This is a genomic window from Streptomyces echinoruber (genome assembly GCF_014651135.1).
Classification (GTDB): Bacteria; Actinomycetota; Actinomycetes; order Streptomycetales; family Streptomycetaceae; genus Streptomyces; species Streptomyces echinoruber.
Window position 1 is genome coordinate 1 of sequence record NZ_BMWH01000036.1, and the last position, 25965, is coordinate 25965.

The following is a 25965-nucleotide window of genomic DNA, read 5'->3' on the forward strand; positions in this document are numbered from 1 at the left end:
CGCCGACGTGCACGCCGAGACCAGTGGGGTGTGCCACTTCGCCTACGACGACGAGGAGACCTGCCTCGCCGAGGTGCGCTACCTGCTGTCGCTGCTGCCGCAGAACAACCGCGAGACCCCGCCGCGGGTGCACTGCGCCGACCCGGCCGACCGCCGCTGCGAGGGACTGCTGGACCTGGTGCCGGCGGACGGCAACCGCCCCTACGACATGGCCAAGGTCATCGAGGAGATCGTCGACGACGGCGAGTACCTCGAGGTGCACGAGCGCTGGGCCCGCAACATCATCTGCGCGCTGGCCCGCCTGGACGGCCAGGTGGTCGGCATCGTCGCCAACCAGCCGCAGGTGCTGGCCGGCGTGCTGGACATCGAGGCGAGCGAGAAGGCCGCCCGCTTCGTGCAGATGTGCGACGCCTTCAACATCCCGATCGTGACCTTCCTGGACGTGCCCGGCTTCCTGCCCGGCGTCGACCAGGAGCACGGCGGCATCATCCGGCACGGCGCCAAGCTGCTGTACGCGTACTGCAACGCCACCGTGCCGCGCATCTCGCTGATCCTGCGCAAGGCCTACGGCGGCGCCTACATCGTCATGGACTCCCAGTCCATCGGCGCCGACCTCACCTACGCCTGGCCCACCAACGAGATCGCGGTGATGGGCGCCGAGGGCGCGGCCAACGTCATCTTCCGCCGGCAGATCGCCGAGGCCGAGGACCCCGAGGCGATGCGGCAGAAGATGGTCAAGGAGTACAAGGCCGAGCTGATGCACCCCTACTACGCGGCCGAGCGCGGCCTGGTCGACGACGTGATCGACCCCGCCGAGACCCGCGAGGTGCTCGTCCGCTCCCTCGCCATGCTCCAGACCAAGCACGCCGACCTGCCCTCCCGCAAGCACGGCAACCCCCCGCAGTAACCCGGCGGACCCGCCGCGGCCACCCCGCGGACCCCTCTGTGACGGAGACCGACTGCCATGAGCCCCAGCACCCTGGACATCCGCGTCGAGAAGGGCCACGCCGAGCCCGAGGAGGTCGCCGCCCTGACGGCCGTCCTCCTGGCCCGCGCGGCCGCCCGCCCGGCCGCCCCCACCCGCCCCCACCGCGGCAAGGCGCCCTGGCGCCGCCTGGAGCGCGAAAACGGCTTCCGCGCGCCGCACAGCTGGCACGCGTAACCGCGGACGCCCAGGCCAGCCCAAGACGAGCGCATAACGCCAGGCCAGGGCATTCTGGTCCGGGGGTGGTCCCCCGGCGACGTCGAGCGTCACACCGGTCGGCAAGTGGTCCCCGCCCGCACGGAGGTGGTCCGGTGCGGGCGTGACCGTCCTCGTCCTCCAGCGTGCGGTCCCCGCCTACGCAGGATGGCCCGCCGTGACCAAGGAGGAAGCTCTGCGAGGCAAAGGCTGGTGGCCCGGAGGGTCCTGTTCGCTTGGCCGCGTGTGCACGCCGGAGGGCATGCGTCCGACCCCTGGGGGCGGCGGTGCCGGGCGTGTTGCGTCGGGAGGGACGAGAGCCGCCGGCTTCCCCCGGCCATGTGAGACCCCGTGAGACATGAGAGGGTCTGGGGCGTGAGTGAGACACCACCGAACACCCTGCAATACCGCTTCGACGGGCCGGAAGAGGCCCCCGTCCTGATCCTGGGTCCCTCACTCGGTACCACCTGGCACATGTGGGACCGTCAAGTCCCCGAACTGGCGCGGCAGTGGCGTGTCCTGCGGTTCGACCTGCCCGGTCACGGCGGGGCGCCGGCCCATCCGGCCGGCTCGGTCGCGGAGCTGGCGGCGCGGCTGCTGGCCACGCTCGACGGGCTCGGTGTGCAGCGCTTCGGGTACGCGGGCTGTGCGCTGGGCGGCGCGGTCGGTGTGGAACTGGCGCTGCGGCACCCGGAGCGGCTGGCCTCGCTCGCGCTGATCGCGGCCTCGCCCCGGTTCGGTACGGCCGACGAGTTCCGCCAGCGCGGGGTGGTCGTGCGCACCAACGGCCTGGACCCCATCGCCCGTACGGCACCCGACCGCTGGTTCACCGCGGGCTTCGCCGCCGCCCAGCCGGCCATCACCGACTGGGCCGTGCAGATGGTGCGCACCACCGACCCCGGCTGCTACATCGCCGCCTGCGAGGCGCTGGCCTCGTTCGACGTGCGGGCCGAACTCGGCCGGGTCGGCGTGCCCACCCTCGTCCTGGTCGGTTCCGACGACCGGGTCACCGGGCCCGCGGAGGCGCGCACCCTGGTCGCCGGCATCCCCGACGCCCGGCTCGCCGTCGTACCCGGCGCCTCCCACCTGGTGCCGGTGGAGCAGCCCGCCGCGGTCACCGACCTGCTGGTGCGGCACTTCTCCACCGCCTGGCAGCCCGCGTACGACTCCGCCACCGGCCAGGTCGCGCTCGCCGCGCCGCCCGCCGCCCGGCCGGTGGCGGCGCCGCAGCAGACCGCGCCGGTCGCGCCGGTCGCCGAGATCCCCCCGCCTCCCGCGGAGCCGCAGCCGGCCGGAGGGACCGACCCGTACGACACGGGGCTGAAGGTGCGGCGCGAGGTGCTGGGAGACGCGCACGTGGACGGGACGCTGGAGCAGGCCGACGACTTCTCGGCGGACTTCCAGGAGCTGCTCACCCGCTACGTCTGGGGCGAGATCTGGTCCCGGCCCGGTCTGGACCGGCGCACCCGCGCCTGCGTCGCCCTGACCGCCCTGGTCGCGGGCGGGCACGGGGAGGAGCTCGGCCCGCACGTGCGGGCCGCCCTGCGCACCGGCCTCACGCCGGACGAGATCAAGGAGGTACTGCTGCAGACGGCCGTCTACTGCGGCGTCCCCGCGGCCGACCGGGCCTTCCGGGTGGCGCAGCAGGTGATCCGCGAGGAGACCACGCCCCAGGAGTGATCAAGTGATCAAGTGACCACAAGAGTGGGCACAGGAGTGGGCACGGGAGTGGTCACAGAAGGGGCATGGGAGCGATCGTCAGCCCGGTGGTGGGAGCACCGGGCTCCCCGCCGCTCCGGGCCCGTGCCGCGGGGCAGGATGGGAACCATGAAGTTCACCAAGAAGTCGCACGCCTGCGTCCGTCTGGAGAAGGACGGGCGTGTCCTCGTCATCGACCCCGGCGTCTTCAGCGAGCAGGACGCCGCCGTCGGCGCGGACGCGATCCTCGTCACGCACGAGCACCCCGACCACTTCGACGAGGGGCGGCTGCGCGCCGCGATGGAGGCCAACCCGGCCGCGGAGATCTGGACCCTGAAGTCGGTCGCGGAGCAGATCTCCGCGGCCTTCCCGGGCCGTGTCCACACCGTCGGCCACGGCGACACCTTCACCGCCGCGGGCTTCGACGTGCAGGTCCACGGCGAGCTGCACGCCGTCATCCATCCGGACATCCCGCGCATCACCAACGTCGGCTACCTCGTCGACGGCGGCCGGGTCTTCCACCCCGGCGACGCGCTGACCGTCCCGGGTCGGCCGGTGGAGACGCTGATGCTGCCGGTCATGGCCCCCTGGAACAAGATCTCCGAGGTCATCGACTACGTCCGCGAGGTCAAGCCGCAGCGCGCCTACGACATCCACGACGCCCTCCTCACCGACCTGGCCCGCCCGATCTACGACCGCCAGATCGGCGCCCTGGGCGGTGCCGAGCACCTGCGGCTGGCGCCGGGCGACTCCGCCGACGTGTAAGGACGCACGAGGACGGGGGAGGACGCACGAGGACGGGGGAGCCGGGCACCGGGCGGGGCCGCGCTGTCGGTCCCGCCCGGTAGGTTGGGGACCATGCGCATCGCCACCTGGAACGTGAACTCGATCACCGCCCGCCTGCCGCGGCTGCTGGCCTGGCTGGAGAGCAGCGGCACCGATGTGCTGTGCCTGCAGGAGGCCAAGGTCGCCGAGGAGCGGTTCCCGTTCGACGAGCTGCGCGAACTGGGCTACGAGGCGGCGGTGCACGCCACCGGCCGGTGGAACGGCGTGGCGGTGCTCTCCCGCGTCGGCATCGAGGACGTGGTCAAGGGCCTGCCCGGCGACCCGGGCTACGAGGGCGTGCGCGAGCCGCGGGCGGTCTCGGCGACCTGCGGCCCGGTGCGAGTGTGGTCGGTGTACGTACCCAACGGCCGCGAGGTGGACCACCCGCACTACGCCTACAAGCTGCGGTGGTTCGAGGCGCTCAGGGCCGCCGTGGCCGGCGACGCGGCCGGCAGCCGGCCGTTCGCCGTCCTCGGCGACTACAACGTCGCGCCGACCGACGACGACGTCTACGACCGGGCCGCCTTCGAGGGCTCCACCCACGTCACCCCGGCCGAGCGGGCCGCCCTGGCCGCGCTGCGCGAGGCGGGCCTGACGGACGTGGTGCCGCGGCCCCTGAAGTACGAGCACCCCTTCACGTACTGGGACTACCGCCAGCTCTGCTTTCCCAAGAACCGCGGCATGCGCATCGACCTGGTCTACGCCAACGAGCCGTTCGCGAAGGCCGTGACCGACGCCTACGTCGACCGCGAGGAGCGCAAGGGCAAGGGCGCCTCGGACCACGCGCCGGTCGTGGTCGACCTGGACGTCTGAGCGGCCGCACCCGGACACCCGGGGGCGGCACCCGGCGGCCGCGCCCGCGACACCGCCGTGTGCGCGACAACCGCCGCCCCCGTGCACCATCGCCCCCCGCGCACCGCCGCCTCCGCGCACCACCGTGCCCGCGCATCACCGCGCCCACGACACCCCGTAGCCACGACACCGCCGCAGGCACCCGTGCGCCCGGGCGGTGCGGGTGCCACGCTGGGGGCATGAACATCCCTTTCCTGGGCGGCCGGCGCAAGAAGCACGGGGCGGCGTTCGGCGTGGCGGTGCTGCCCGGCGGGGGCGGCCCGCCCGACCACGAGGGCATCGCCGGCCTCCTCGCCGAGTGCGACCTGCTGCGCTCCCTGGCGGCCCGGGAGGGCGTCCGGCTGGACGACTCGGCGGCCTCCCTGGAGGCGCTGGACCAGGTGCTGCCGCGCTGGCGGGACGACGAGGAGGTCCTGTCCTGGCTCGGCAACGACGCCGGTCTCTACCTCGGCACGGTGATCGTGCGGACCGTGCCGGGCGCGGTCTGGGAGATCTGGCCGAACGGGCAGCCCGTCGTCCGCCTCGCCTCCGGCCGGGAGTTCGACGTCGTCGCCTCCGGCCAGGAGTGGGCCGCGAGCGGCGTCCCCGAACTGTCCCAGCTGTACGCGGAGGTCGCGGAGGCGTGAGGGTGCCGACCGCGAAGATGCCCGCCGCGAGGGTGCCGGCCGCAGGCGGCTGGGGACGGAGACCTCCCGCACCGCCGGGGTAATTCGCGGTAAATACGGCTAATGTCCGAAAAGTGCGTGTCGGGCGTCCACTTCGCGCCCGCCTGAATAGGTTGGTCGGCGAGGAAGAGCAGGGGAGTAGCATGCCGTCCCCCACGGCCCCTCGACCGCGGGGGGCGGCGGTTCATGGAGCCAGGCCCGTCCGGTGCCGGCCGGAGATCACTGCTCGCGCAGCGGAACCGACACGTACGACGGGTCGTCCGCGGGCGAGGAGAAGGTCAGCCGCGCACCGGACGGGTTGTGCTCCAGGTAGAGCGGGTCGATCGTGTCCACGACGAGTGCGAGCCGGTGCCCGGTCGGCACGTCGTAGGCCGTGGAGTACAGCTCCAGGTCCACGCCGAACGGCCGGCCGGGCTCCCGCCCGCGCCAGCTGAACGGCGCGTGGGTGACCAGCCGCCCCACTCCCAGCGGCCCCACGTCGTACAGGTAGGCCACCAGGGTGCCGCGCTCCGCGCTCGGCGTGAGGGTGGTGTGCACCAGCGCCGTGCCGCGCAGGTGCCGGGCGGTGGCGTACGGCTCCGACTGCCACACGGCGGCCCAGCGGCGCGGCAGCAGCGGCAGCCAGGCCAGGGGCGGCACCCGCGTGAGCTGGTCGAGGGCGCCGGAGAGGAAGACGATGCCGCCGTCGGCGCCGGAGTCGACGCCGGCGTGCACGGTGGTGGTGCCGGCCAGGGGGATCCGCTGCCGGGCCGCCGTCACCGACTTCCAGTCCGGGTAGCCCTCGTACCCGCCGCCGGAGCGGGACTTGAGCTCGACGGGCGGCTCGCGGTCGATGCCGTTGTCGACGCCGCGCAGGTAGTGGTCGAACCAGCGCACGGTGTCGGTCCACACGTCGTTGGGCAGCCCGAACAGGCCGGTGATCTCGGCGGTGGCGTGGTCGCCGGGGCGCATCTCCAGTCTCTTGGGGACCGTCAGTTTCTCGTAGAAGTCCGCGTACTGGTTGGGCGAGAAGACCGTCTCGCCCCAGGCGCCGGTGAGCAGCACCGCCGGGCGGTTGGCGTTGAGGCGGTCGAGACAGGCCGCGGGGGAGCGCTTCCAGCCCCAGGCGGTCAGCCGGTCCTCGTTCGCCGGGTCGGCGGCGTAGAAGTCCTTGAACACCTGCCGCGTCTCGGCGCTCTCCCGGCCGGTGAGGCGGGCGGCGCCGTCCAGTACGGCGGTGGCTTGGACGTGCTCGGTGCGGCCGGAGTAGAGGGAGCCGATCAGGTCGCCCCAGCCGCTGAGCGAGGCGACCGCCCGGATGCGCCGGTCGTGCGCGGCGGCGAGCAGGCTGATGCCGGCGCCGTAGGAGACGCCCCCGAAGCCGATGCGGTCGGGGTCGGCGGGGGTGTGGGCCAGCGCCCAGTCGATCACCTTCGAGGCGTCGGCGACGTCGGCCGGGCCGGCGACCTCCACCTCGCCGCCGGACTGCCAGAACCCGCGCACGTTGTACGTCAGCACCACGTACCCGGCCTCGGCCAGCCGCCGCGCCTGCACCAGGTACTCGGCCTGCGGGAAGCCCCAGCTGGTCGGGAACACCACCAGCGGATACGGGCCCGGGCCGTCGGCCGGCGCGACGACGTTCGCCTTGAGGACCGTGCCGCCGTCGCCGGCGATGTCGACGAAGCGGACGGAGGGGGTGGCGGCCTCGGCGGCGGGCGCCAGGCCCGTCAGCGTGCCGGCGAGCAGGGCGGCCGAGACGGCGCCGACGGCGGACGCGCGCAGAGTGCTGCGGCGGAGTCCCATGGGTCACCTTCCTTGAAGTCGGCACAAAGTGACCCGACGGTAACCTTGTCACTCGTTGAAAGGTAACCCGTCGGTAAGTTACGCGTCGGCAAAGGAAGTTGGGTCCGGCTCCGGCAGCGGGGTGCGCGCCGCGCGGGTCACGTCGGCGACCAGCTCCACCACATCCGGCCCGTACGCCTGCGAGTTGACCACCTTCAGCAGCAGCACGAACGAGCCGGAGCCGTACCGGCGGGCCAGCCGCTCGTGGTTGCGGGCGAGGTAGCGGGTGGCGGCCTGGTTGGTGATGGAGCGCTGGCCGCAGAAGAGGAACACCGGCCGCGCGTCACGGCGTTCGCCCGCGGTGAGCCGGGCGAGCAGCACGTACTCGGTGCGCCCCGGATCCATCCGGTAGGTCTCGCCGCCGATGCGGAACGCGCCGCGCTCGGGCCCCGGTTCGGCGTCGGTGTTCACGCGCACGCCCGGCAGCAGGGACTCCAGGTGGGCGGCCATGCGGCGGTTGGAGGCGGGCCCGCCGACGCAGAACTCGGTGCGTTCGCCGAAGCCCTGCCGGGCGGCGTCGTGCGCGACGACCTGCGCGTGCGCCCGGCAGTCCTTGATGAGCGCGGACAGCTCCAGCAGCGCGAAGACGTCGTAACGCGTCACCGTCAGGTCGGTGCCGCCCGCGTCCCGGTTGACCACGAGCAGCGACTCGGAGTGGTCCGGCAGTCCGAAGAAGCCCTGCACGCGCCGCAGCCGGCGCCGCCACAGGAAGGTGCGGGCCAGCCAGCCGAGCGCGGCGCTGACGCCGGCGGCCACCACGCCCAGGACGATGTTGCGCACGTCGTCGTTCATGGCCGCGCATCGTAGCGGCCGCGCACGCACCCGTGTTCGAGACGGACACGCCCGCAACCGTGTGGGCCTGACGGGACCATGACGATGGATTAGGCTGCCCGGACGGCCTTTACTGGAGGTGCGGATGCGTCGTTCCCCGCGTGCTGTCCCCCGCAAACTGACCGTCCTGGCGGTCTCGGCCGCCGTGGTCTCGGCCGCCGCGGCCCCCGCCGCCCCGGCCCCGCAGCCGAGAACCCCCGTCAAGACCCCGGTCGCCGCCGGCTACGGCGGCGCGGTCGCCAGCGTCGACGCGGACGCCACCGCCGCCGGCATCGAGGTGCTGCGCAAGGGCGGCAACGCCGTCGACGCCGCCGTCGCCACGGCCGCCGCGCTCGGCGTCACCGAGCCCTACTCCGCGGGCATCGGCGGAGGCGGCTACTTCGTCTACTACGACGCCAAGTCCCGTACGGTGCACACGATCGACGGCCGCGAGACCGCCCCGCTCACCGCCGACGCGCACCTGTTCACCGAGAACGGCAGACCTCTCGCCTTCGCCGACGCCGTCAGCAGCGGCCTGAGCGTCGGCACCCCCGGCACGCCCGCCACCTGGCAGACCGCCCTGGACCGGTGGGGCACCAGGAAGCTCGCCGGTGTGCTGAAACCGGCCGAGCGGATCGCCCGCGACGGCTTCACCGTCGACGACACCTTCCGCTCCCAGACCGCCGCCAACGAGACCCGGTTCCGCTACTTCCCGGACACCGCCCGCCTGTTCCTGCCGGGCGGGCGGCTGCCGGAGGTCGGCTCCACCTTCAAGAACCCCGACCTCGCCCGCACCTACGAGGAACTGGCGCGCAAAGGCGTCGGCGCCCTCTACCGCGGCGACCTCGGCAAGGACGTCGTCAACACCGTCAACCACCCGCCCGTCGACCCGGCCTCGGGCTGGAACGCCCGGCCCGGCGACCTGTCGCTGCGCGACCTCGCCGCCTACCGCGCCAAACTCCAGGCGCCGACCAGGACTTCGTACCGCGGGCTGAACGTGTACTCCATCGCGCCCTCCTCCTCTGGCGGCACCACGGTCGGCGAGGCGCTCAACATCCTGGAGAACACCGACCTGTCGAAGGCGAGCGAGGCGCGGTACCTGCACCGCTTCATCGAGGCGAGCCGGATCGCCTTCGCCGACCGCGGGCGCTGGGTGGGCGACCCCGCCTTCGAGGACGTGCCCACCCAGGGGCTGCTGTCCCAGCGGTTCGCCGACTCGCGGGCCTGCCTGATCAAGGACGACGCCGTGCTCACCAGCCCGGTCGCGCCCGGCGACCCGCGCCACCCGGCGGCCTGCGCGAGCGGCGGCACGGCCGCCCCGACGACGTACGAGGGTGAGAACACCACGCACCTGACGGTCGCCGACAAGTGGGGCAACGTCGTCGCCTACACGCTCACCATCGAGCAGACCGGCGGCAGCGGCATCACCGTGCCCGGCCGCGGCTTCCTGCTCAACAACGAGCTGACGGACTTCTCCTTCGCTCCCGCCAACCCGGCGGTGCACGACCCGAACCTGCCGGGCCCGGGCAAGCGGCCGCGCTCCTCGATCTCCCCGACGATCGTCCTGGACCGGCACAACAGGCCGGTGGTGGCGCTCGGTTCACCGGGCGGGGCGACCATCATCACCACCGTGCTGCAGACCCTCACCGAGTTCCTCGACCGGCGCCTGCCGCTGGTCGACGCGATCGCCGCCCCGCGCGCCAGCCAGCGCAACGCGGCCCAGACGGAACTCGAACCCGCGCTCTACGACAGCCCGTTGCGCACGCGGCTGGAGGCCATCGGGCACTCCTTCAAGCTCAACCCGGAGATCGGCGCGGCCACCGGCGTGCAGCGGCTGCCGGACGGGCGGTGGCTCGCCGCCGCGGAGAAGGTGCGGCGCGGCGGCGGCTCGGCGATGGTCGTGCGCCCGGCACCGTAGCGGCTCACGACTTCACGCCGCACAGCGGCTCACGACTCGTGGTGGCTCACAACTCGGGGGCGGGCGGCGGCTGCCGCTCCGTGCGGAAGGCCAGCCGCCCGCCCTCCACGTCGACCGTGAGCCGGTCGCCGTCGCGCACCCGGCCGTCGAGGATGAGCCGGGACAGCTCGTTGTCCACCTCGCGCTGGATGGTGCGGCGCAGCGGCCGGGCGCCGTACTCGGGCTGGTAGCCGCGCTCGGCCAGCCAGTCCACGGCCGCACCGGTGAACTCCACCGTGATCCCCTGCCCCTTGAGCAGCCGCCGGGTGTCGTCCAGCAGCAGGTCGGTGATCTGCCGCAACTGCTCGGCGGTGAGCTGGCGGAAGACGACGATCTCGTCGATGCGGTTGAGGAACTCCGGCCGGAAGTGCTCGCGCAGCGGCCGCAGCACCTGTTCGCGCCGCGCCTCCTCGTCCGCGTCCGCGCCGCCCGGGCCGAAGCCGATGGCGGTGCCGCGCCGGGTGATCACGTCGGAGCCGAGGTTGCTGGTCATCACCACCACGGTGTTGGTGAAGTCGACCGTGCGGCCCTGGGAGTCGGTGAGCCGGCCGTCGTCGAGGACCTGCAGCAGGATGTTGAAGACGTCCGGGTGCGCCTTCTCCACCTCGTCGAGCAGCAGCAGCGAGTACGGGTGCCGGCGCACCACCTCGGTGAGCTGCCCGGCCTCCTCGTGGCCCACGTAACCGGGCGGGGCCCCGACGAGCCGGGAGACGGTGTGCCGCTCCTGGTACTCGCTCATGTCGAGCCGCACCATGCGGTCGTCGCTGCCGAACAGCGCCTCCGCCAGCGCCCGCGCCAGCTCGGTCTTGCCGACGCCCGTCGGGCCCAGGAACAGGAAGCTGCCGATCGGCCGGTTCGGGCTGGCCAGCCCGGCGCGGGAGCGCAGCACGGCGTCGGCGACGACCCGCACGGCCTCCTCCTGCCCGACGACCCGCCGCTGCAGGTGCTCCTGCAGGCCGAGCAGCCGGTCCTTCTCCTCCTGGGTGAGGCGGCTGACCGGGATGCCGGTCTGCCGCGACACCACCTCGGCGATCGCCTCCGCGTCGACGACCAGGTTGCGGCCCTCGTCGGCCCCTTCGTCGCCGCTGGCCTCCGCGATGCGCTGCTTCAGCTCCGCGATCCGGTCGCGCAGCCGCGTGGCCTGCTCGTACTGCTCGTCCGCGACCGCCTGGTCCTTGTCCCGGGTGAGCTGCTCGACCTCGCGCTCCAGGGCGCGCACGTCCGTGCCCTTGGTGCGGGCGCGCAGCCGCACCCGGGCGCCGGCCTGGTCGATCAGGTCGATCGCCTTGTCGGGCAGGCGCCGGTCGGTGAGGTAGCGGTCGGACAGCTCCACGGCCGCCGCCAGCGCCTCGTCGGTGTAGCGGACCTGGTGGTGGGCCTCGTAGCGGTCGCGCAGGCCGCGCAGGATCTCCACGGCGTCCGCGGTGGTCGGCTCCGGCACCAGGATCGGCTGGAAGCGGCGGGCCAGCGCCGCGTCCTTCTCGATGCGCCGGTACTCCTCCAGCGTGGTGGCGCCGACGATGTGCAGCTCACCGCGGGCCAGGGCCGGCTTGAGGATGTTCCCGGCGTCCATCGAACCGCTCTCGCCGCTGCCGCCGGCGCCGACCACGGTGTGCAGCTCGTCGATGAAGACGATCAGCCGGTCGGAGTGGGTGCGGATCTCGGTGACGATGGTGTTCAGGCGCTCCTCGAAGTCGCCCCGGTAGCGGGTGCCCGCCACCACCCCGGTCAGGTCCAGGGCGACCACCCGGCGGTCGGCGAGAGTGTCCGGCACGTCGCCGTCGGCGATCCGCTGCGCCAGGCCCTCCACGATCGCGGTCTTGCCGACGCCCGCGTCGCCGATCAGCACCGGGTTGTTCTTGCCGCGCCGGGAGAGCACCTCGATGGTCTGCTCGATCTCCTCGTCCCGCCCGATCACCGGGTCGATGCGGCCCTGCCGGGCCAGCTCGGTCAGGTCGCGGCCGTACTTGTCCAGCGTCGGCGTCTGCGGGGCGGCCCGGTTCGGGTACGGCCCCTCGGGACGGCCCTGCGCGGCCGCCTCCGGGGCCTCCGGCGGCAGGCCGGCGCCGGAGAAGCGGGCCGCGTTCAGGATGTGCCCGGCCGCGGAGTCCGGGTTCGCGGCCAGCGCGCTGAGCACGTGCTCCGGGCCGATGTACCCGGCGCCGCTCGCCCGCGCCAGTTCGTGCGCGTCCAGCAGGGCGCGCTTGACGGCCGGCGTCAGCGACAGCGAGGTCGGCGCCGACGCGTCCGCCGGCGGCTGCTGCGCCGGGCCCGAGCGCGCGTCGATCTCCGCGGCGAGCGCGTCCGGGTCCGCGCCGGCCCGGCTGAGCAGCGTCCGGGTCGGCTCGACGGCGAGCGCCGCGCGCAGCAGGTGCTCGGTGTCCAGGTCCCGGCTGCCGTGCTCGGCGGCGTACTGCGCCGCCCCCCGCACCAGGTCCCGGGCGGGCCGGCTGAGCAGCCGGCCGATGTCGATCTGCCGGGGACCCGGCCGTGGCCCGCCGAAGAAGCGTGCGAAGAACTCTGCGAAGGGGTCCGAGCCGTAGCCTTGCGGACCTCCGGTGAAACCGCTGGTCATGGGGCGCGAGTGCCCACAGGCCATACGGTTTAACGGCTGGGGCGCCTTCCGGCCCGGATACCGCGCCCGGCTTGCGCCGCGGGCTGCGGGCCACCGGGCGCGCCCGCGCGCCGGAGCCCCAGGTCGGGCGGGCCCGGCCGCTTCCCGTGTCCGCCGCGCCGACCGCGTCCGGCGGCCGACCGCGTCCGCCGCGCCGACCGTGTCCGCCGCGCCGACCGCGTCCGCCGCGCCGACCAAGGCCGACGTGCCGACCGCGGACGAGCGGGAGACGGACGGGCGAGAGACGGACGGGTGGAAGACGGACGGGCGGCGGATGCCGCGGCAGGGCGGGGCACGGCCCGCCGAGGAGACCGGCCGGTCCGTGCCCGTGCCGGCCGGGCGGCGGGCGCGCCCGCGAGGCGGCGGCGCTGCTCGACGCCCGTGTCCGCGGCCGGGCCCCTCAGGAAGCCGCCCGCGCCGCCCCCGGCCCGGCGGCGCCCGGGGCCGCTGCCGCGGGCCGCCCGGGGGCCTCCGAGGAGCGCCACCGGGGCCCGGCGCGCGCCCTGCGGGCCGCCGGTCTCGCCGTCCGGGCGGCCGGTGCGGCCCCGTCCGCTCCTCCGGAAGAGTGCGAAACACGATCGACTTCGGCTGTTGACGGCGATGGTCTTGGCAAGGGCACCGGACGGGCTTACGTTCGTCCCTCTACGGCCCGTTCTACGGGTGTAGAGGCTCGGACGTCCCTCGAAGGAGCTCCCATGGAGGAACGCGCGGCCGTGAACGACCTGTACCGGCGGCACCGGGCCGTCCTGCCCGACTGGCTCGCCCTCTACTACGACGACCCGATCGAGATCACGCACGGCGAGGGCCGGCACGTCTGGGACGCCGACGGCAACAAGTACCTGGACTTCTTCGGCGGCATCCTCACCACCATGACCGCGCACGCCCTGCCCGAGGTCACCAAGGCGGTGAGCGAGCAGGCCGGGCGCATCCTCCACTCCTCCACGCTCTACCTCAACCGGCCGATGGTCGAACTGGCCGAGCGCATCGCCCAGTTGAGCGGCATCCCGGACGCCCGGGTGTTCTTCACCACCTCCGGAACCGAGGCCAACGACACCGCGCTGCTGCTGGCGACGACGTACCGCCGCAGCAACACCATCCTCGCGATGCGCAACAGCTACCACGGCCGCTCCTTCAGCACCGTCGGCATCACCGGCAACGCCTCCTGGTCCCCGACCTCGCTGTCCCCGCTGCAGACGCTCTACGTGCACGGCGGCGTCCGCACCCGCGGCCCCTACGCGCACCTCGACGACGACGCCTTCGTCGCGGCCTGCGTCGACGACCTGAAGGACCTCCTCGGCCACACCCGCCCGCCCGCCGCGCTGATCGCCGAGCCGGTCCAGGGCGTCGGCGGCTTCACCTCCCCGCCGGACGGCCTGTACGCGGCCTTCCGCGAGGTGCTGCACGAGCACGGCATCCTGTGGATCGCCGACGAGGTGCAGACCGGCTGGGGCCGCACCGGCGACCACTTCTGGGGCTGGCAGGCGCACGACCGCAACGGGCCGCCGGACATCGTCACCTTCGCCAAGGGACTGGGCAACGGCATGTCCGTCGGCGGCGTCGTCGCCCGCGCCGAGATCATGAACTGCCTGGACGCCAACAGCATCTCCACCTTCGGCGGCACCCAGGTCACCATGGCGGCCGCCCTGGCCAACCTCACGTACCTGCTGGAGCACGACCTGCAGGGCAACGCCCGGCGCGTCGGCGGGCTGCTCCTCGAACGGCTGCGCTCCGTCGCCGCGCAGGTCCCGGCCGTACGGGAGGTGCGCGGGCGCGGCCTGATGATCGGCGTGGAGCTGGTGCGGCCCGGCACCGACCGGGCCGATCCGCAGGCGGCCGCCGCCGTGCTGGAGGCGGCCCGCGAGGGCGGCCTGCTCATCGGCAAGGGCGGCGGGCACCACACCAGCGCCCTGCGCATCGCCCCGCCGCTCAGCCTGACCGTCGCGGAGGCCGAGGAGGGCGCCGCGATCCTCGAACACGCTCTGCGGAGCCTCGCCTAGCAGCACGCACAGCAAGGGAAGACCGGCATGAGCACCACCGTGGAACTCCCCGAGCCCGTCCTTTCCGTCCGCCAGGTCCTCGGCCTGGAGCGGGTGCTCGCCGGAGAGCCCGAGGTGGTGGCCGGCGCCGATCACCTCGACCGGCCCGTGCGCTGGGTGCACGTGGCCGAGGCGGCCGACGTCGGGGTGATGCTCAGCGGCGGCGAGATGGTGCTCACCACCGGCGTGCTGCTCGCCGGCGACCCGCACAAGCAGGCCGAGTACATCCGCTCCCTGTACCGCGCGGAGGCCGCGGCGGTCGTCCTCGGGCTCGGCCGCGCCTTCCGCACCCCGCCGGAGGTGATGCGCCGGGCCGCCGAGCGGTGCGGGCTGCCCCTGGTCGTCCTGCACCGGCCGTTCCCCTTCGCCCAGTTGACGGAGGAGGTGCAGTGCCGCCTGGTGCGGCGCAAGTTCGCCGCCGTCAGCCTCTCGGAGGCCGTGCGCACCGCGCTGACCGGGCTGATCACCGCCGGCGCCCCGCTGCAGCGGCTGCTCGACGAGGTGGCCCAGCACAGTGGCTGCCCCGTCGTCGTCACCAACCTCGCCCACCGGGTGCTGGCCACGGCGGGGGAGCGGGCCGCCGTCGACGACGTGCTGCGCGACTGGGAACGCATCGCCCGGCAGGCATGGGGGCACCACCCAGGCCGTTCAGGCACTGGGGGAGGCAGCGAGGGCGACGGCTGGATCCGCGCCGAGCTGGGCGGGCGCGGCGAGCACTGGGGGCGGCTGCTGCTGTGCGGGTACCGCGGCGGCACCGCCACCGGGCGGCTGCTGGCCGATCGCGCCGCCGAGGCCCTCGTGCTGCACCGCATGCTCGGCGGCACCGTGCACAGCTGGGAGGAGCAGTCCGCGCAGAGCCTGCTGACCGACCTGGTCGCCGGCGCCGTACCGGCCGGACGGCTGCTGCCCCGGGCCCGCGCGGCCGGCCTGCCCGTCAACCGGCGCACCTTCGTGCCGCTCGTGGTGCACGGTGCGACGCCCGCGCGGCTGGAGCGGCTGCTGCGGCTGCTCGGCCTGCCCGGACTCGCCGCGGAACTCGCCGACGGCGCCACCGCCGTGCTGCTCAGCCTCGCCCGTGACCAGGACGCGGACGTGCTCACCGGGCGCTTCGCGGCCCGGTTGCGCACCGAGACCGGCGTGCCGGACGCCGTGGTCGCCGCCGCCGACGCCCGCACCGCGTGGGAGGAGGTGCCGGCCGGCCTGCGCGAGGCGCAGCACGTCGCCGACGCCGTCGCCGGCTCCGCGCCCGCCCTCGACCTGCCGCCCGTCGTGCGCCTGCGGGACGTCCACCTGCGCGGGCTGATCCGGCTGCTGCGCGACGACCCGCACGTGCAGGCCTTCGCCGAGCGCGAGCTGAACGGGCTGCTGTGCGCGGCCGACGACGACCTGCTGTCCGTGCTGCGCACCTACCTGGCGACCGGCCGCAACAAGTCCCGCACCGCCCAGCTGCACCACGTCTCCCGTCCCGCCCTCTACCGCCGCCTGGAGGCGATACAGGCCCGCCTCGGCGTCGACCTCGACGACTTCGAGCAGGCCGCCTCGGTGCACATCGCGCTCCTCGCGCACGACGCGCAGCAGCGCTGAACCGGCCGGCCGCCGACGCCGCGCGGCGGCATCGGACCCCACGGCAGCACCGGGCCGCACGGCAGCACCGGGCCGTGCGGCAGTACCGGGCCGTGCGGCGGCACCGGGCCGCGCGGCAGCATCGGGCCACGCGGTGGCACCAGGCCGCGCGGCGCACGAGGCGGCGCGACACCGCCGGGTGCGCGCGTGCAGCCACCGACGCCCGCCGCGGGTGCGGCCACCGACGCCCCGCAACCCCCGCGAACCACGGCACCACCTGGGAAAACGCCGCTGAAACACGGTCCCGCGGCAGGGTGACACGCTGGCACGCGCACCGCCCGCAGACGTGACACGCTGTACCTCAAAGCGGGCTTTTCCGCTCCCTAGGCTCGCCGCACACCGAGCGAGTGGAGGTCCCGATGAGCAGAGTGATCCGTGCCGCCCTCTTCCAGACCGCCTGGACGGGCGACAAGGAATCCATGATCCAGGTCCACGAGCAGGCGGTGCGCGACGCGGCCGCGCAGGGCGCCCAGGTGCTGTGCTTCCAGGAGCTGTTCTACGGGCCGTACTTCTGCCAGGTGCAGGACGCGGCGTACTACGAGTACGCCGAGCGGGTCCCCGACGGCCCCACCGTCCGGCGCTTCCAGGCCCTCGCCGAGGAGCTCGGCATCGTCCTCGTCCTGCCGATGTACGAGGAGGAGCAGCCCGGCGTCCTGTACAACACGGCCGCCGTGATCGACGCCGACGGCTCCTACCTCGGCAAGTACCGCAAGACCCACATCCCGCAGGTGAAGGGCTTCTGGGAGAAGTTCTACTTCCGGCCCGGCAACACCGGCTGGCCGGTCTTCGACACCGCCGCCGGCCGGATCGGCGTCTACATCTGCTACGACCGCCACTTCCCGGAGGGCTGGCGGGCCCTGGGCCTGGCCGGCGCGGAGATCGTCTTCAACCCGTCGGCGACCTCCCGCAGCCTCTCCTCCTACCTGTGGCAGCTGGAGCAGCCGGCCGCCGCGGTCGCCAACGAGTACTTCGTCGGCGCGATCAACCGGGTCGGCGTCGAGCCGCTCGGCGACAACGACTTCTACGGAACGTCGTACTTCGTCGACCCGGAGGCCCAGTTCGTCGGCGAGGTCGCCGGCGACAAGGAGCCCGAACTCGTCGTGCGCGACCTGGACATGGGCAAGCTGCGCGAGGTCCGCGACCGCTGGCAGTTCTACCGCGACCGCGCGCCGGCCGCGTACGGGCCGCTGACCGCTCCCTGACAGCCACCCCGGCCCCGCGGGCCCGGCCGCGCACCGGGACCGGGCCCGCGGGGCCCACCGACCGTCCGCACGCCAGCACCGACCACGGCAGGGAGCAGGGAGCATGAGCAGCCGTACCGTCATCCGCGGTGGCCTCGTCGTCACCGCGTCCGACGAGATCCACGCCGACGTCCTGATCGAGGACGGCCGTATCGCGGCCCTCGCCGCGTCCGGCACCCCGGCGGCCGAGGCCTTCACGGCCGAGCGGACCATCGACGCCACCGGCAAGTACGTCATCCCGGGCGGGGTCGACGCCCACACCCACATGGAGATGCCGTTCGGCGGCACCTTCGCCTCCGACACCTTCGAGACCGGCACCCGGGCCGCGGCCTGGGGAGGCACCACCACGATCGTGGACTTCGCGGTGCAGACCGTCGGCCAGAGCCTGCGCGAGGGCCTGGACGCCTGGCACGCCAAGGCCGAGGGCAACTGCGCGATCGACTACGCCTTCCACATGATCGTCTCCGACGTCACCGAGGAGACGCTGAAGGAGATGGATCTCCTCGTGGAGGAGGGCGTGACCTCGTTCAAGCAGTTCATGGCCTATCCGGGGGTGTTCTACTCCGACGACGGCCAGATCCTGCGCGCCATGCAGCGCGCCGCCGACAACGGCGGCCTGATCATGATGCACGCCGAGAACGGCATCGCCATCGACGTGCTGGTGGAGCAGGCCCTCGCCCGGGGCGAGACCGACCCGCGCTACCACGGCGAGGTCCGCAAGGCGCTGCTGGAGGCCGAGGCCACCCACCGCGCCATCCGGCTCGCCCAGGTCGCCGGCGCGCCGCTGTACGTCGTGCACGTCTCGGCGATGGAGGCGGTCGCGGAGCTGGCGCGGGCACGCGACGAGGGGCTGAACGTCTTCGGCGAGACCTGCCCGCAGTACCTGTTCCTGTCCACCGACAACCTCGCCGAGCCGGACTTCGAGGGCGCCAAGTACGTGTGCTCCACGCCGCTGCGGCCCCGGGAGCACCAGGCGCAGCTGTGGAAGGGCCTGCGCACCAACGATCTGCAGGTGGTCTCCACCGACCACTGCCCGTTCTGCTTCAAGGGCCAGAAGGAGCTGGGCCGCGGCGACTTCTCGAAGATCCCCAACGGGCTGCCGGGTGTGGAGAACCGCATGGACCTGCTCCACCAGGCCGTCGTCGACGGGCACATCTCGCGCCGCCGCTGGATCGAGATCGCCTGCGCCACCCCGGCCCGCATGTTCGGCCTCTACCCGCAGAAGGGCACCATCGCGCCGGGCGCCGACGCGGACGTGGTGATCTACGACCCGCACGCCGAGCAGGTCATCTCCGCCGCCACGCACCACATGAACGTCGACTACTCGGCGTACGAGGGCAGGCGCGTCACCGGCCGCGTCGAGACCGTGCTCTCGCGCGGCGAAACGGTCATCACCGAGCGGGAGTACACCGGGCGCGCGGGACACGGCGTCTACACCCCGCGCTCGACCTGCCAGTACCTCAACTAGGAGCGGTGCCCATGGACTTCGGACTCGTCCTGCAGACCGACCCGCCGGCCTCCCGCGTCGTCGGCCTGATGCAGCGCGCCGAGCGCAACGGCTTCACCCACGGCTGGACCTTCGACTCCTGTGTGCTGTGGCAGGAACCCTTCGTGATCTACAGCCAGATCCTGGCCCACACCACGAGGCTGAAGGTCGGCCCCATGGTCACCAACCCGGGCACCCGCACCTGGGAGGTGACCGCCTCCACCTTCGCCACCCTCAACGACATGTTCGGCAACCGCACCGTCTGCGGCATCGGCCGCGGCGACTCCGCGATGCGGGTGGCCGGCCGCAAGCCCACCACGCTCGCCCGCATCAGCGAGGCCATGAAGGTCATCCGGGCGCTCGGAAGCGGCCGGGAGGCCGACCTCGGCGGCACGGTGGTGAAGTTCCCGTGGATCAAGCCGGACGCCGAACTCCCGGTGTGGATGGCCGCCTACGGCCCCAAGGCGCTGCGGATGGCCGGCGAGGAGGCCGACGGCTTCATCCTCCAGCTCGCCGACCCCTACCTCACCGAGTACATGGTCAAAACGGTGCGGGAGGCCGCCGCGGCCGCCGGACGCGACCCGTCCGAGGTCACCGTCTGCGTCGCCGCCCCCGCCTACGTCACCGAGGACGACTCGCCCGAGGCGCTCGCCCACGCCCGCGAGCAGTGCCGCTGGTTCGGCGGCATGGTCGGCAACCACGTCGCCGACCTGGTGGCCAAGTACGGCGCCGACGGCAGCGTCGTCCCGCACGAGCTCACCGACTACATCAAGGCCCGCGAGGGCTACGACTACGCCCACCACGGACGCAGCGGCAACCCCGACACGCGGTTCGTGCCCGACGAGATCGTCGACCGGTTCTGCCTGATCGGCCCGGCCGACCGGCACGTCGAGAAACTCCGCGCGCTGCGCGGGCTCGGCGTCGACCAGTTCGCCGTCTACGACATGCACGACGCGCAGGAGGCCGTCATCGACGCCTACGGGGAGCACGTCATCCCCGCCGTCAACGGCGCCTGAACCCCGGCCTCCCCCCTCCGCGGGGCCGCCGGCCCCGCCGCCCCCCGGTCGTCCCTTCCCGCTCCCCCGGGAAGGGACCAGGGCGCATCCCGCGCACCCCCCACGGAGCAGCCCGCACGGCCTTTCGGCCGACCCACCCCCTTCGATTGGCCTGCCCATGACCGACACCGCTCCCACGGCCATACCGCCGTCCGCCCAAGTCACCCTGCCCGACGGGCGCGTGGAGATCGCGCCCGGCGCCCCGCAGCCGAGCGGTGCGTACGCCAACGAGGACCTGCTGCCGGTCCCCGCCGCCAAGCGCACCTGGACCACGTACAACTTCTGCGCGCTGTGGGTCGGCATGGCCCACAACACCGCCTCCTGGACCCTGGCCTCCGGCCTGATCGCCGTCGGCATGGACTGGAGACAGGCGGTGTTCACCATCGCCCTGGCCAATGTGATCGTGCTGATCCCGATGCTGCTCACCGGCCACGCCGGACCCAAGTACGGCATCCCGTTCCCGGTCTTCGCCCGCGCCTCCTTCGGCGTGCGCGGCGCCAACCTGCCCGCCGTCGTACGGGCGTTGGTGGCGTGCGGCTGGTTCGGCATCCAGACCTGGATCGGCGGCGAGGCGATCTACTTCCTCGCCGGCAAGCTCATCGGCGACGGCTGGGCGAACGCCGCCGGGATCGGCGGCCACCCCTGGACCATGTGGCTGTCGTTCGCGCTCTTCTGGGTGCTGCAGATCGCCATCATCTACCGGGGCATGGAGACCATCCGCCGCTTCGAGAACTGGGCGGCGCCGTTCGTGCTGGTCGGCGCGTTCGCGATGCTGTGGTGGATGAGCAGCCGGGCCGGCGGGGTCGGCCCGCTCTTCGACCAGCCGTCCAAGCTGGGCTGGGGCGCGGACTTCTGGAAGCTGTTCGCGCCGTCGCTGATGGGCATGATCGGCTTCTGGGGTAATGAGACAGTACCCCAATAGGGAAGCCATCGACAACGTGCATACTGAACATATGCTCGAAAGCTCAACCCGCGCGGGTCATCATGACGTGCCAGACACCTTCCTGGGGGTCCCCCCGGAAGACCTGGTGGACCTGTACGTCCGCAAGTCCGTCAAGGTCTCCGGGCACCGTCGTGACCTGTCCACAGACGCCCAGGAGGCCCTTGGTCGACGGTGGGCGGCGCGGGAGGGGAAGACCGTACGCTGGGTCTGGAAGGACATTCTGTCCGGGTATAAGGACATCAAGCGGCCCGACTATGACAAGGCCTTGGCGTCCGTGGTCAAGGGGGAGGTGGGGACGCTCTGGTGTTACCGCGTGGACCGGTGGAGCCGGAAGGGTGCCCGGTCCGTCCTGGACATCCTGGAACCGGCCGACGGTTCCCCGCCGCGTCGGTTGGTCTTTCATGATGACTACCTGGACAGCAGCAACCCCCGGGACCGTCGCCAGATCATCAACCGGGCGGAGGATGCGCGGGAGGAGTCCGAACGGATCTCCCACCGGGTGAAGGACACCAAGAACTATCAGCGTGATCAGGGCATGTGGGTTGCCGGGAAGACGCCCTATGGCCTGGCCATGGACCCCAAGACGCGGAAGCTGATCAGGGACCTGGCGTGGGCCATCCCGCGCGGGGAGGACGACGAACCCCCGGCCGGCATTCCGGAGGAGCTGGCGAACCTGACCAAGGCAGATGTGGCGGAGCGCATCCACAGGGAGGCCCGGACCGGCAAGCGGTCGTCCAGGGACATTTCCAACGGCCTGAATGACGACGGTATCCCGTCGGCGTCCGGCGGCCGGTGGAGCCCGGGCGTGGTGTACCACATCGTCCAGAACCCGGTGTATGCCGGTTGGCAGATTACGCACACACAGCCGAACGGCCGGGGGAAGCGCATCCGGTACCGCAACGAACGCGGGGAGCTGGTCCGCGTGGGTGTAGACCTGGTGACCGATGCGCAGTTGCGGGAGGCCCAGGCAGCCCTTGCGGGCCTGAAGCTGCCCCAGACGGAGGGCAAGGTCCGGGACGGCCTGGCCAAGCATCTACTGACCGACATCCTGACGTGTGCCGGGTGCGACGGTGCTATGTGCTGGGACGGCCGGTCCTACCAGTGCAACAAGGACAAGGTGACCCCGTGCCCCGAACCGGCGTCGGCCATGGGCACGTCCCTGGAGGCGTACGTGGTCAAGCGCTGGAAAGACCAGCTCACGAACGCGGACCTGGACGACCCGCTATTGGTCGCCGTGGCCCAGCGATGGGCGTCCCATGAGGCTCCGAAGGAGACGGAGGACATCCAGGCGGCCAGGGTGGCGCTTGCCCAGGCGGACGCCAGCCTGAAGCGGCTGATGGAGGACCGGCAGGCGGGCCACTACGACGGTCCGGCGTCCCGCTACTTCCCCCAGCTCCTGGCGGACGCCAACAAGGCCGTGACGGACGCCCAGGAGACGATGAACAAGCTGGGCGGCGGACTGAAGGTGGACATCTCGTTCCTGCTGGAGCCGGAGTCTTTGGATGCGGCATGGGCGGACGCGGACCTGGCGTTCCGCCGGGATCTCCTCCGGCTGGCTATTGACGATGTGCGCGTGACCAAGCTCCCGGAGGGGGCCCAGAAGCGGTTCAAGGGTGACGACCGGGTGACCGTCACGTGGGCCACGCCGGAGGTGTGGGTGGCGGCGACGCCCCAGGATGAAGCCGTTGAGGCGGAGTTGGCGGCTTGATGGGGCAGTGATCACCCCCGGACACGCTTGTCCGTAAGGGGTGATGCGTGACACATGGAGGAGGGCCGCCCCGCCAAGGGACCGACCCTCTTTCGCGTTGCGTGATGGCCAGGTGACCTCTCCGTCACGGAACGGAGGCACAGGGGGGCAAGAAAAGTGCCCTGGGACCCTTCTTTCTACATACGCATATAGAGAAGAAGGAGCGCAGGGCACTTTTCTTGCCCCCTGGCCTCACCCAAGGACGGAGGGCGACCCCGGCGGGTGTCACGGCCCCCAGTGAATGGAGACAGACGGACCGCAGACCGTCCCGTGCGCTTGGCCCCCGTTTCGCGGGTGGTGCCTCCCTGGGTTCTGCGGCCGGGTGAGTGCGCCTCTGTGACGGGGGCCTTTTTGCTTGGTGCATCGCGCCCCGGACGGTTCTCTCCTCCCGTCCTGGCGTCCAGGCCACGGCGGTGCACCAATACACGCGGGCGGCCACGGGCCGTCCGTTCTCCTGATGAGTCGCCAGCTCCACGGAGGGGCCCCGGCCGGATGCTCTCCCAGCGTCCCGCCGGGGCCGACTGGCGGCCGTTCACGCACCGGGCAGGGTGCCAATCGAGAACGCAGACTCCCGGCGGTGGGCCGGGCCGCCTCCAGGCAAACCAACCCACCCCCGATAGGGCTCGTTCGGACCCGTTGCTCCCAGGGCTGCCCCCTTGGTTGAGCACGGAGCCGGACGGGCCCTTTTCGCGTTCCGGGACCAAGTCGGTCCTGGAGATACCGACTTGGAGTGATCCGTGAGCACGATCAACCCCCATGACGCCTTGGACGACCGCGCACGGACGACCGTGTACAACTGGCCGGTGGTGACCATCGCGTGGCATGAGCCGACGGCCCCCACGCGGGTCCACGACGCCTATGCGGCCCTCCGGGAGGGCCTGGACGTGGTGAGCCGTCTCCGGGAGGAGTTCCGGGAGCTGCGGACGGCCGACGAACGCCAGGAGCGGGAGCGGCGGGAGGCTCACGCGGCCCACCTGGCCGGCGGCCCGGCCCCCAAGGCGTACAAGCGCGTGGACTACCTGGCCCAGCGGGAGGACAAGCTCCTGGCCCTCCAGGCGGCCCAGAACCGGGCCCGGGAGCTGAGGGCCCAGTACGACGCCATGGAGACGGACCCGGCGGTCATGGCGGAGGAGCGGGACGCCCTGGTGAGGGCCCTAGAGGGCGAACACGCCCGCATGGCGGAGCTGGCCGTGGAGGCCGAACGCGCATACCAGCGGTTCGCGGCCGTTAGGGCCCGCGCGGAGTACCTGTCCCTGGAGCTGGGCGACGTGGAGGCCCCGGCGGGACTGAAGCACGCCAACGACGACGTGACCGACGGGACGGAGTGGGGCGCGATCCTCCGCGTGGCGCAGTCCACGGACCCCAAGGTGACCGGGGAGTGGCTGGTCTCCGCCCTCCAGGACGCCCACTCCAAGGCGTGAGCGCCCATCTGGGGGCCTGGCGGCGTGGCCGGGCCCCGTTCCCCCATCAGGGCCCTGGCGGGCCCCAGAGAGACCCTGGAGGCTGATGTGAACTTTGTTGCCTGGCTCCAGGAGCAGACAGGCCGGGAGGACGCCACGGGCCGTGTCGCCCTGGCCGTCACCAACCACCTGGCAGAGGGCTGGACGCCCCGGTCCGGCTCCGTGGATGAAGTCCGCAAGCTGGGCTTGGCCCTGGCCGACGTGGACGCGGCGGACGCCCGGTACCGGGCGGGCCACATGGAGAACCCGTTCCTCCCGGAGGAGCTGGAGATGGGGGCCGCCAGATGACATACCGATCACCGGCCAACACCCGCCGTGAAGTGCTGAGTTGGCTACAGGCTCACCGGGACCCGTCGGTCACGACCCTGACGCACCGGGCCCGCATCCTGGCGGCCCTGGCCGTGGAGCGGCCGGAGCTGGTGGCCGCCATCACCAGCACGGAGTTCCGGGGCCTGTGTGCCCACGTCTTCAAGGACCCGCATGGAGCCCACGTTCCCGGGTTCGTCCGCCACGGCCGGGAGACGGCCGCCCCCCATGGAGTAGCCGCGTGAGTCATCAGAGAACCAACGCCCGGGTGGCCGCCGTGGCCGCTGAAGTCGTGGCCCGGCTGGGTGCCACGCATACCGACGGCACGGACCCCGCCACGGCGTCCATGTCCACGGCTGTCCGTGTGGGCCGTGGCGGACTGGACCCGACGGCCCGGCCGGAGAGCCAGGACCCGGCCGACCTGGCCAGCCGTGTCCCGCGTGACGTGCGGACCGGAGGCACCATCCGGCCGAGTGAGGCCGTGGCCTGGCTCGCATGAGCCGGACGCCCCCGTGGGACCTGGGGGGTACCCCCCTCCAGGGCGGCCGGGACATCGAAGCGTGATAGCGGATCTGCCTCTGTACGGGTTCCAAGGTCTGTGAGCGGCCCGAACGGCCGCCACACACGGCTCCTGGCCTGGGCGGACGCCGCTCAGGGACGCACGCCGGAGTGGGCCGTAACAGGCGTTTCACTAAGTCCGCCCCAAGGGCCCCGACCATTCCCCGCGTGGGACCGGTCGGGGCCCTTTGGCGTACCGGGAGCCGATTACGGAGCGCTCAGCCGGCCGTCACCCGAGAGTGAACATGCGCGCCAACTCCCTGGCGCTAGACGCCCTTGACGGCATCGGTCTGTGGGGTGATGGTCGTGGAACGTCATAGAACCTACAGGAGGGCGGAGCCAGTCATGGCGCTACGGTTCATCGCTAAGGACCCGAACACCAACGGGACGCAGTGCCCCACGGCTTGGGTGGACGACGAAGCGAAGGAGATCGTCATTCAGGGCTGGCAGGCCGGGGAAGAACTCTTGGCCCAGTGCCGGGAGACGGGCCCGATCCCGGAGACGGAGGGAGTGGTACGGCTGCCCATCCGTATGGTGTCTGTACTGAGGGAGGCGTGTGATGTCGCAGACCGACTTGGCGTTCACTGACCTACTCGCCACCACCCACCACTCAGCCGTCCACCTGGAGATGCGCGACTCCTACGGCATCGGAGAGGAGGCAGCGGAGTTCGAACGGTGGCGTTCCGGCTGGCGGCCCGACCCGGACCCGGCAACGTGGTGGAACGACTTCCACACGTGGGTCCGTGACGCGACCGCACGAGGGGTGGTGTTCCGCCGGGCCCGAATCGTGTCCGAGCCGGTAAGCGAGTACATCCGCTACGAACACGCCTGCACCTACCAGAACCTGGCGGCCGGGGAACTGGTTCGGTGGCTCCCCCGCCGGAAGGCGTCGGACATTGCTCTCCCCGGGAATGACTTCTGGCTCTTTGACGGCCGCGTGATCATGTGGAACCACTTCACAGGTGAGGGCGGATCGGCCGGGCCGGAGCTGGACGAGCGTTCCGAGGTGGCGAAGCTGTGCGCGTCGGCATTCGATGCCGTCTGGGAGCGCGCGACGCCGCACAAGGACTACAAGATCCGATAGACCT

The 25965-nt window shown here is 72.6% G+C and carries 21 protein-coding genes and 1 pseudogene; 19 read left to right on the forward strand and 3 right to left on the reverse strand.

Annotated elements, in window-relative coordinates; translation table 11 throughout:
- From IE225_RS29315 to IE225_RS29340, 6 genes are all read left to right on the forward strand, one after another.
- Nucleotides 1–907, forward strand: a 907-nt coding sequence (locus IE225_RS29315) for an acyl-CoA carboxylase subunit beta (protein WP_308432567.1), incomplete at its 5' end; no start/stop codon positions are given.
- Nucleotides 908–964: 57 nt separating this feature from the next.
- The gene (locus tag IE225_RS29320; RefSeq protein WP_190060671.1) at nucleotides 965–1162 is read left to right on the forward strand and encodes an acyl-CoA carboxylase epsilon subunit; all 198 of its coding nucleotides are present in this window, start codon (nucleotides 965–967) and stop codon (nucleotides 1160–1162) included.
- 393 nt (nucleotides 1163–1555) lie between these two features.
- Complete coding sequence (gene pcaDC, locus IE225_RS29325; RefSeq protein WP_190060672.1) at nucleotides 1556–2860, forward strand: bifunctional 3-oxoadipate enol-lactonase/4-carboxymuconolactone decarboxylase PcaDC; 1305 nt, start codon at nucleotides 1556–1558, stop codon at nucleotides 2858–2860.
- A gap of 147 nt (nucleotides 2861–3007) precedes the next feature.
- A complete protein-coding gene (locus IE225_RS29330; RefSeq protein WP_190060673.1) occupies nucleotides 3008–3643 on the forward strand; it encodes an MBL fold metallo-hydrolase in 636 nt (211 codons plus the stop codon).
- Between the two features lie 93 nt (nucleotides 3644–3736).
- On the forward strand, nucleotides 3737–4516 hold the full coding sequence (locus tag IE225_RS29335) for an exodeoxyribonuclease III (protein WP_190060674.1): 780 nt from the start codon (nucleotides 3737–3739) through the stop codon (nucleotides 4514–4516).
- Between the two features lie 218 nt (nucleotides 4517–4734).
- A complete protein-coding gene (locus IE225_RS29340) occupies nucleotides 4735–5181 on the forward strand; it encodes a DUF6278 family protein (RefSeq protein ID WP_190060675.1) in 447 nt (148 codons plus the stop codon).
- 258 nt (nucleotides 5182–5439) lie between these two features.
- Here the strand turns inward: IE225_RS29340 and IE225_RS29345 are convergent, their stop codons facing one another.
- On the reverse strand, nucleotides 5440–7002 hold the full coding sequence (locus tag IE225_RS29345) for an alpha/beta fold hydrolase (RefSeq protein WP_190060676.1): 1563 nt from the start codon (nucleotides 7000–7002) through the stop codon (nucleotides 5440–5442).
- A 78-nt stretch (nucleotides 7003–7080) separates the two neighbouring features.
- Nucleotides 7081–7833, reverse strand: coding sequence for a hypothetical protein (locus IE225_RS29350; protein WP_190060677.1), 753 nt, complete (start codon nucleotides 7831–7833; stop codon nucleotides 7081–7083).
- Between the two features lie 124 nt (nucleotides 7834–7957).
- Here IE225_RS29350 and ggt point away from each other — a divergent pair, with 124 nt between their 5' ends.
- The gene (gene ggt / locus IE225_RS29355) at nucleotides 7958–9769 is read left to right on the forward strand and encodes a gamma-glutamyltransferase (RefSeq protein WP_190060678.1); all 1812 of its coding nucleotides are present in this window, start codon (nucleotides 7958–7960) and stop codon (nucleotides 9767–9769) included.
- Nucleotides 9770–9815: 46 nt separating this feature from the next.
- Here the strand turns inward: ggt and IE225_RS29360 are convergent, their stop codons facing one another.
- On the reverse strand, nucleotides 9816–12383 hold the full coding sequence (locus IE225_RS29360; RefSeq protein ID WP_190060679.1) for an ATP-dependent Clp protease ATP-binding subunit: 2568 nt from the start codon (nucleotides 12381–12383) through the stop codon (nucleotides 9816–9818).
- A gap of 734 nt (nucleotides 12384–13117) precedes the next feature.
- On the opposite strand from IE225_RS29360, the gene IE225_RS29365 reads away from it, so the two are divergent.
- The 12 genes and pseudogenes from IE225_RS29365 (at nucleotide 13118) to IE225_RS29420 (ending at nucleotide 25961) form a co-directional block, all read left to right on the forward strand.
- Nucleotides 13118–14419: an aspartate aminotransferase family protein gene (locus tag IE225_RS29365; RefSeq protein WP_190060680.1), complete on the forward strand. Its 1302-nt coding sequence runs from the start codon at nucleotides 13118–13120 to the stop codon at nucleotides 14417–14419.
- Between the two features lie 27 nt (nucleotides 14420–14446).
- Nucleotides 14447–16042, forward strand: coding sequence for a PucR family transcriptional regulator (locus tag IE225_RS29370; protein ID WP_190060681.1), 1596 nt, complete (start codon nucleotides 14447–14449; stop codon nucleotides 16040–16042).
- A 398-nt stretch (nucleotides 16043–16440) separates the two neighbouring features.
- Nucleotides 16441–17283 (forward strand): nitrilase-related carbon-nitrogen hydrolase, encoded by an 843-nt coding sequence (locus IE225_RS29375; RefSeq protein WP_190060682.1) that lies wholly within the window; start codon nucleotides 16441–16443, stop codon nucleotides 17281–17283.
- Nucleotides 17284–17386: 103 nt separating this feature from the next.
- On the forward strand, nucleotides 17387–18790 hold the full coding sequence (gene hydA / locus IE225_RS29380) for a dihydropyrimidinase (RefSeq protein WP_190060683.1): 1404 nt from the start codon (nucleotides 17387–17389) through the stop codon (nucleotides 18788–18790).
- Between the two features lie 11 nt (nucleotides 18791–18801).
- Complete coding sequence (locus IE225_RS29385) at nucleotides 18802–19824, forward strand: TIGR03842 family LLM class F420-dependent oxidoreductase (RefSeq protein WP_190060684.1); 1023 nt, start codon at nucleotides 18802–18804, stop codon at nucleotides 19822–19824.
- 157 nt (nucleotides 19825–19981) lie between these two features.
- Nucleotides 19982–20761 (forward strand): annotated as a pseudogene (locus IE225_RS29390) (cytosine permease); the annotation flags it as partial.
- Between the two features lie 55 nt (nucleotides 20762–20816).
- Nucleotides 20817–22514 (forward strand): recombinase family protein, encoded by a 1698-nt coding sequence (locus tag IE225_RS29395; protein WP_190060685.1) that lies wholly within the window; start codon nucleotides 20817–20819, stop codon nucleotides 22512–22514.
- A gap of 776 nt (nucleotides 22515–23290) precedes the next feature.
- Nucleotides 23291–23974, forward strand: coding sequence for a hypothetical protein (locus IE225_RS29400; RefSeq protein ID WP_190060686.1), 684 nt, complete (start codon nucleotides 23291–23293; stop codon nucleotides 23972–23974).
- 87 nt (nucleotides 23975–24061) lie between these two features.
- Entirely contained in the window at nucleotides 24062–24301 is a 240-nt protein-coding gene (locus tag IE225_RS29405; protein ID WP_190060687.1) for a hypothetical protein, read from the forward strand.
- Nucleotides 24298–24564 carry a hypothetical protein gene (locus tag IE225_RS29410; protein WP_190060688.1) on the forward strand — a complete coding sequence of 89 codons (267 nt, stop codon included), beginning with the start codon at nucleotides 24298–24300 and terminating at the stop codon, nucleotides 24562–24564. The genes IE225_RS29405 and IE225_RS29410 overlap by 4 nt, the downstream gene beginning before the upstream one ends.
- Nucleotides 24561–24818, forward strand: a complete 258-nt coding sequence (locus IE225_RS29415; RefSeq protein WP_190060689.1) for a hypothetical protein — start codon at nucleotides 24561–24563, stop codon at nucleotides 24816–24818. The genes IE225_RS29410 and IE225_RS29415 overlap by 4 nt, the downstream gene beginning before the upstream one ends.
- Nucleotides 24819–25436: 618 nt before the next feature.
- Nucleotides 25437–25961 (forward strand): DUF6879 family protein, encoded by a 525-nt coding sequence (locus IE225_RS29420; RefSeq protein WP_190060690.1) that lies wholly within the window; start codon nucleotides 25437–25439, stop codon nucleotides 25959–25961.
- The last annotated feature ends 4 nt before the right edge of the window (nucleotides 25962–25965 follow it).

Excerpts from the sequence above, each read along its gene's own strand:
- IE225_RS29320 (WP_190060671.1), top strand. The coding sequence starts at position 965 with ATGAGCCCCAGCACCCTGGACATCCGCGTCGAGAAGGGCCACGCCGAG.
- IE225_RS29330 (WP_190060673.1), top strand. The coding sequence starts at position 3,008 with ATGAAGTTCACCAAGAAGTCGCACGCCTGCGTCCGTCTGGAGAAGGAC.
- IE225_RS29335 (WP_190060674.1), top strand. The coding sequence starts at position 3,737 with ATGCGCATCGCCACCTGGAACGTGAACTCGATCACCGCCCGCCTGCCG.
- IE225_RS29340 (WP_190060675.1), top strand. The coding sequence starts at position 4,735 with ATGAACATCCCTTTCCTGGGCGGCCGGCGCAAGAAGCACGGGGCGGCG.
- IE225_RS29345 (WP_190060676.1), bottom strand. The coding sequence starts at position 7,002 with ATGGGACTCCGCCGCAGCACTCTGCGCGCGTCCGCCGTCGGCGCCGTC.
- IE225_RS29350 (WP_190060677.1), bottom strand. The coding sequence starts at position 7,833 with ATGAACGACGACGTGCGCAACATCGTCCTGGGCGTGGTGGCCGCCGGC.
- ggt (WP_190060678.1), top strand. The coding sequence starts at position 7,958 with ATGCGTCGTTCCCCGCGTGCTGTCCCCCGCAAACTGACCGTCCTGGCG.
- IE225_RS29360 (WP_190060679.1), bottom strand. The coding sequence starts at position 12,383 with ATGACCAGCGGTTTCACCGGAGGTCCGCAAGGCTACGGCTCGGACCCC.
- IE225_RS29365 (WP_190060680.1), top strand. The coding sequence starts at position 13,118 with ATGGAGGAACGCGCGGCCGTGAACGACCTGTACCGGCGGCACCGGGCC.
- IE225_RS29370 (WP_190060681.1), top strand. The coding sequence starts at position 14,447 with ATGAGCACCACCGTGGAACTCCCCGAGCCCGTCCTTTCCGTCCGCCAG.
- IE225_RS29375 (WP_190060682.1), top strand. The coding sequence starts at position 16,441 with ATGAGCAGAGTGATCCGTGCCGCCCTCTTCCAGACCGCCTGGACGGGC.
- hydA (WP_190060683.1), top strand. The coding sequence starts at position 17,387 with ATGAGCAGCCGTACCGTCATCCGCGGTGGCCTCGTCGTCACCGCGTCC.
- IE225_RS29385 (WP_190060684.1), top strand. The coding sequence starts at position 18,802 with ATGGACTTCGGACTCGTCCTGCAGACCGACCCGCCGGCCTCCCGCGTC.
- IE225_RS29395 (WP_190060685.1), top strand. The coding sequence starts at position 20,817 with ATGCTCGAAAGCTCAACCCGCGCGGGTCATCATGACGTGCCAGACACC.
- IE225_RS29410 (WP_190060688.1), top strand. The coding sequence starts at position 24,298 with ATGACATACCGATCACCGGCCAACACCCGCCGTGAAGTGCTGAGTTGG.
- IE225_RS29420 (WP_190060690.1), top strand. The coding sequence starts at position 25,437 with ATGTCGCAGACCGACTTGGCGTTCACTGACCTACTCGCCACCACCCAC.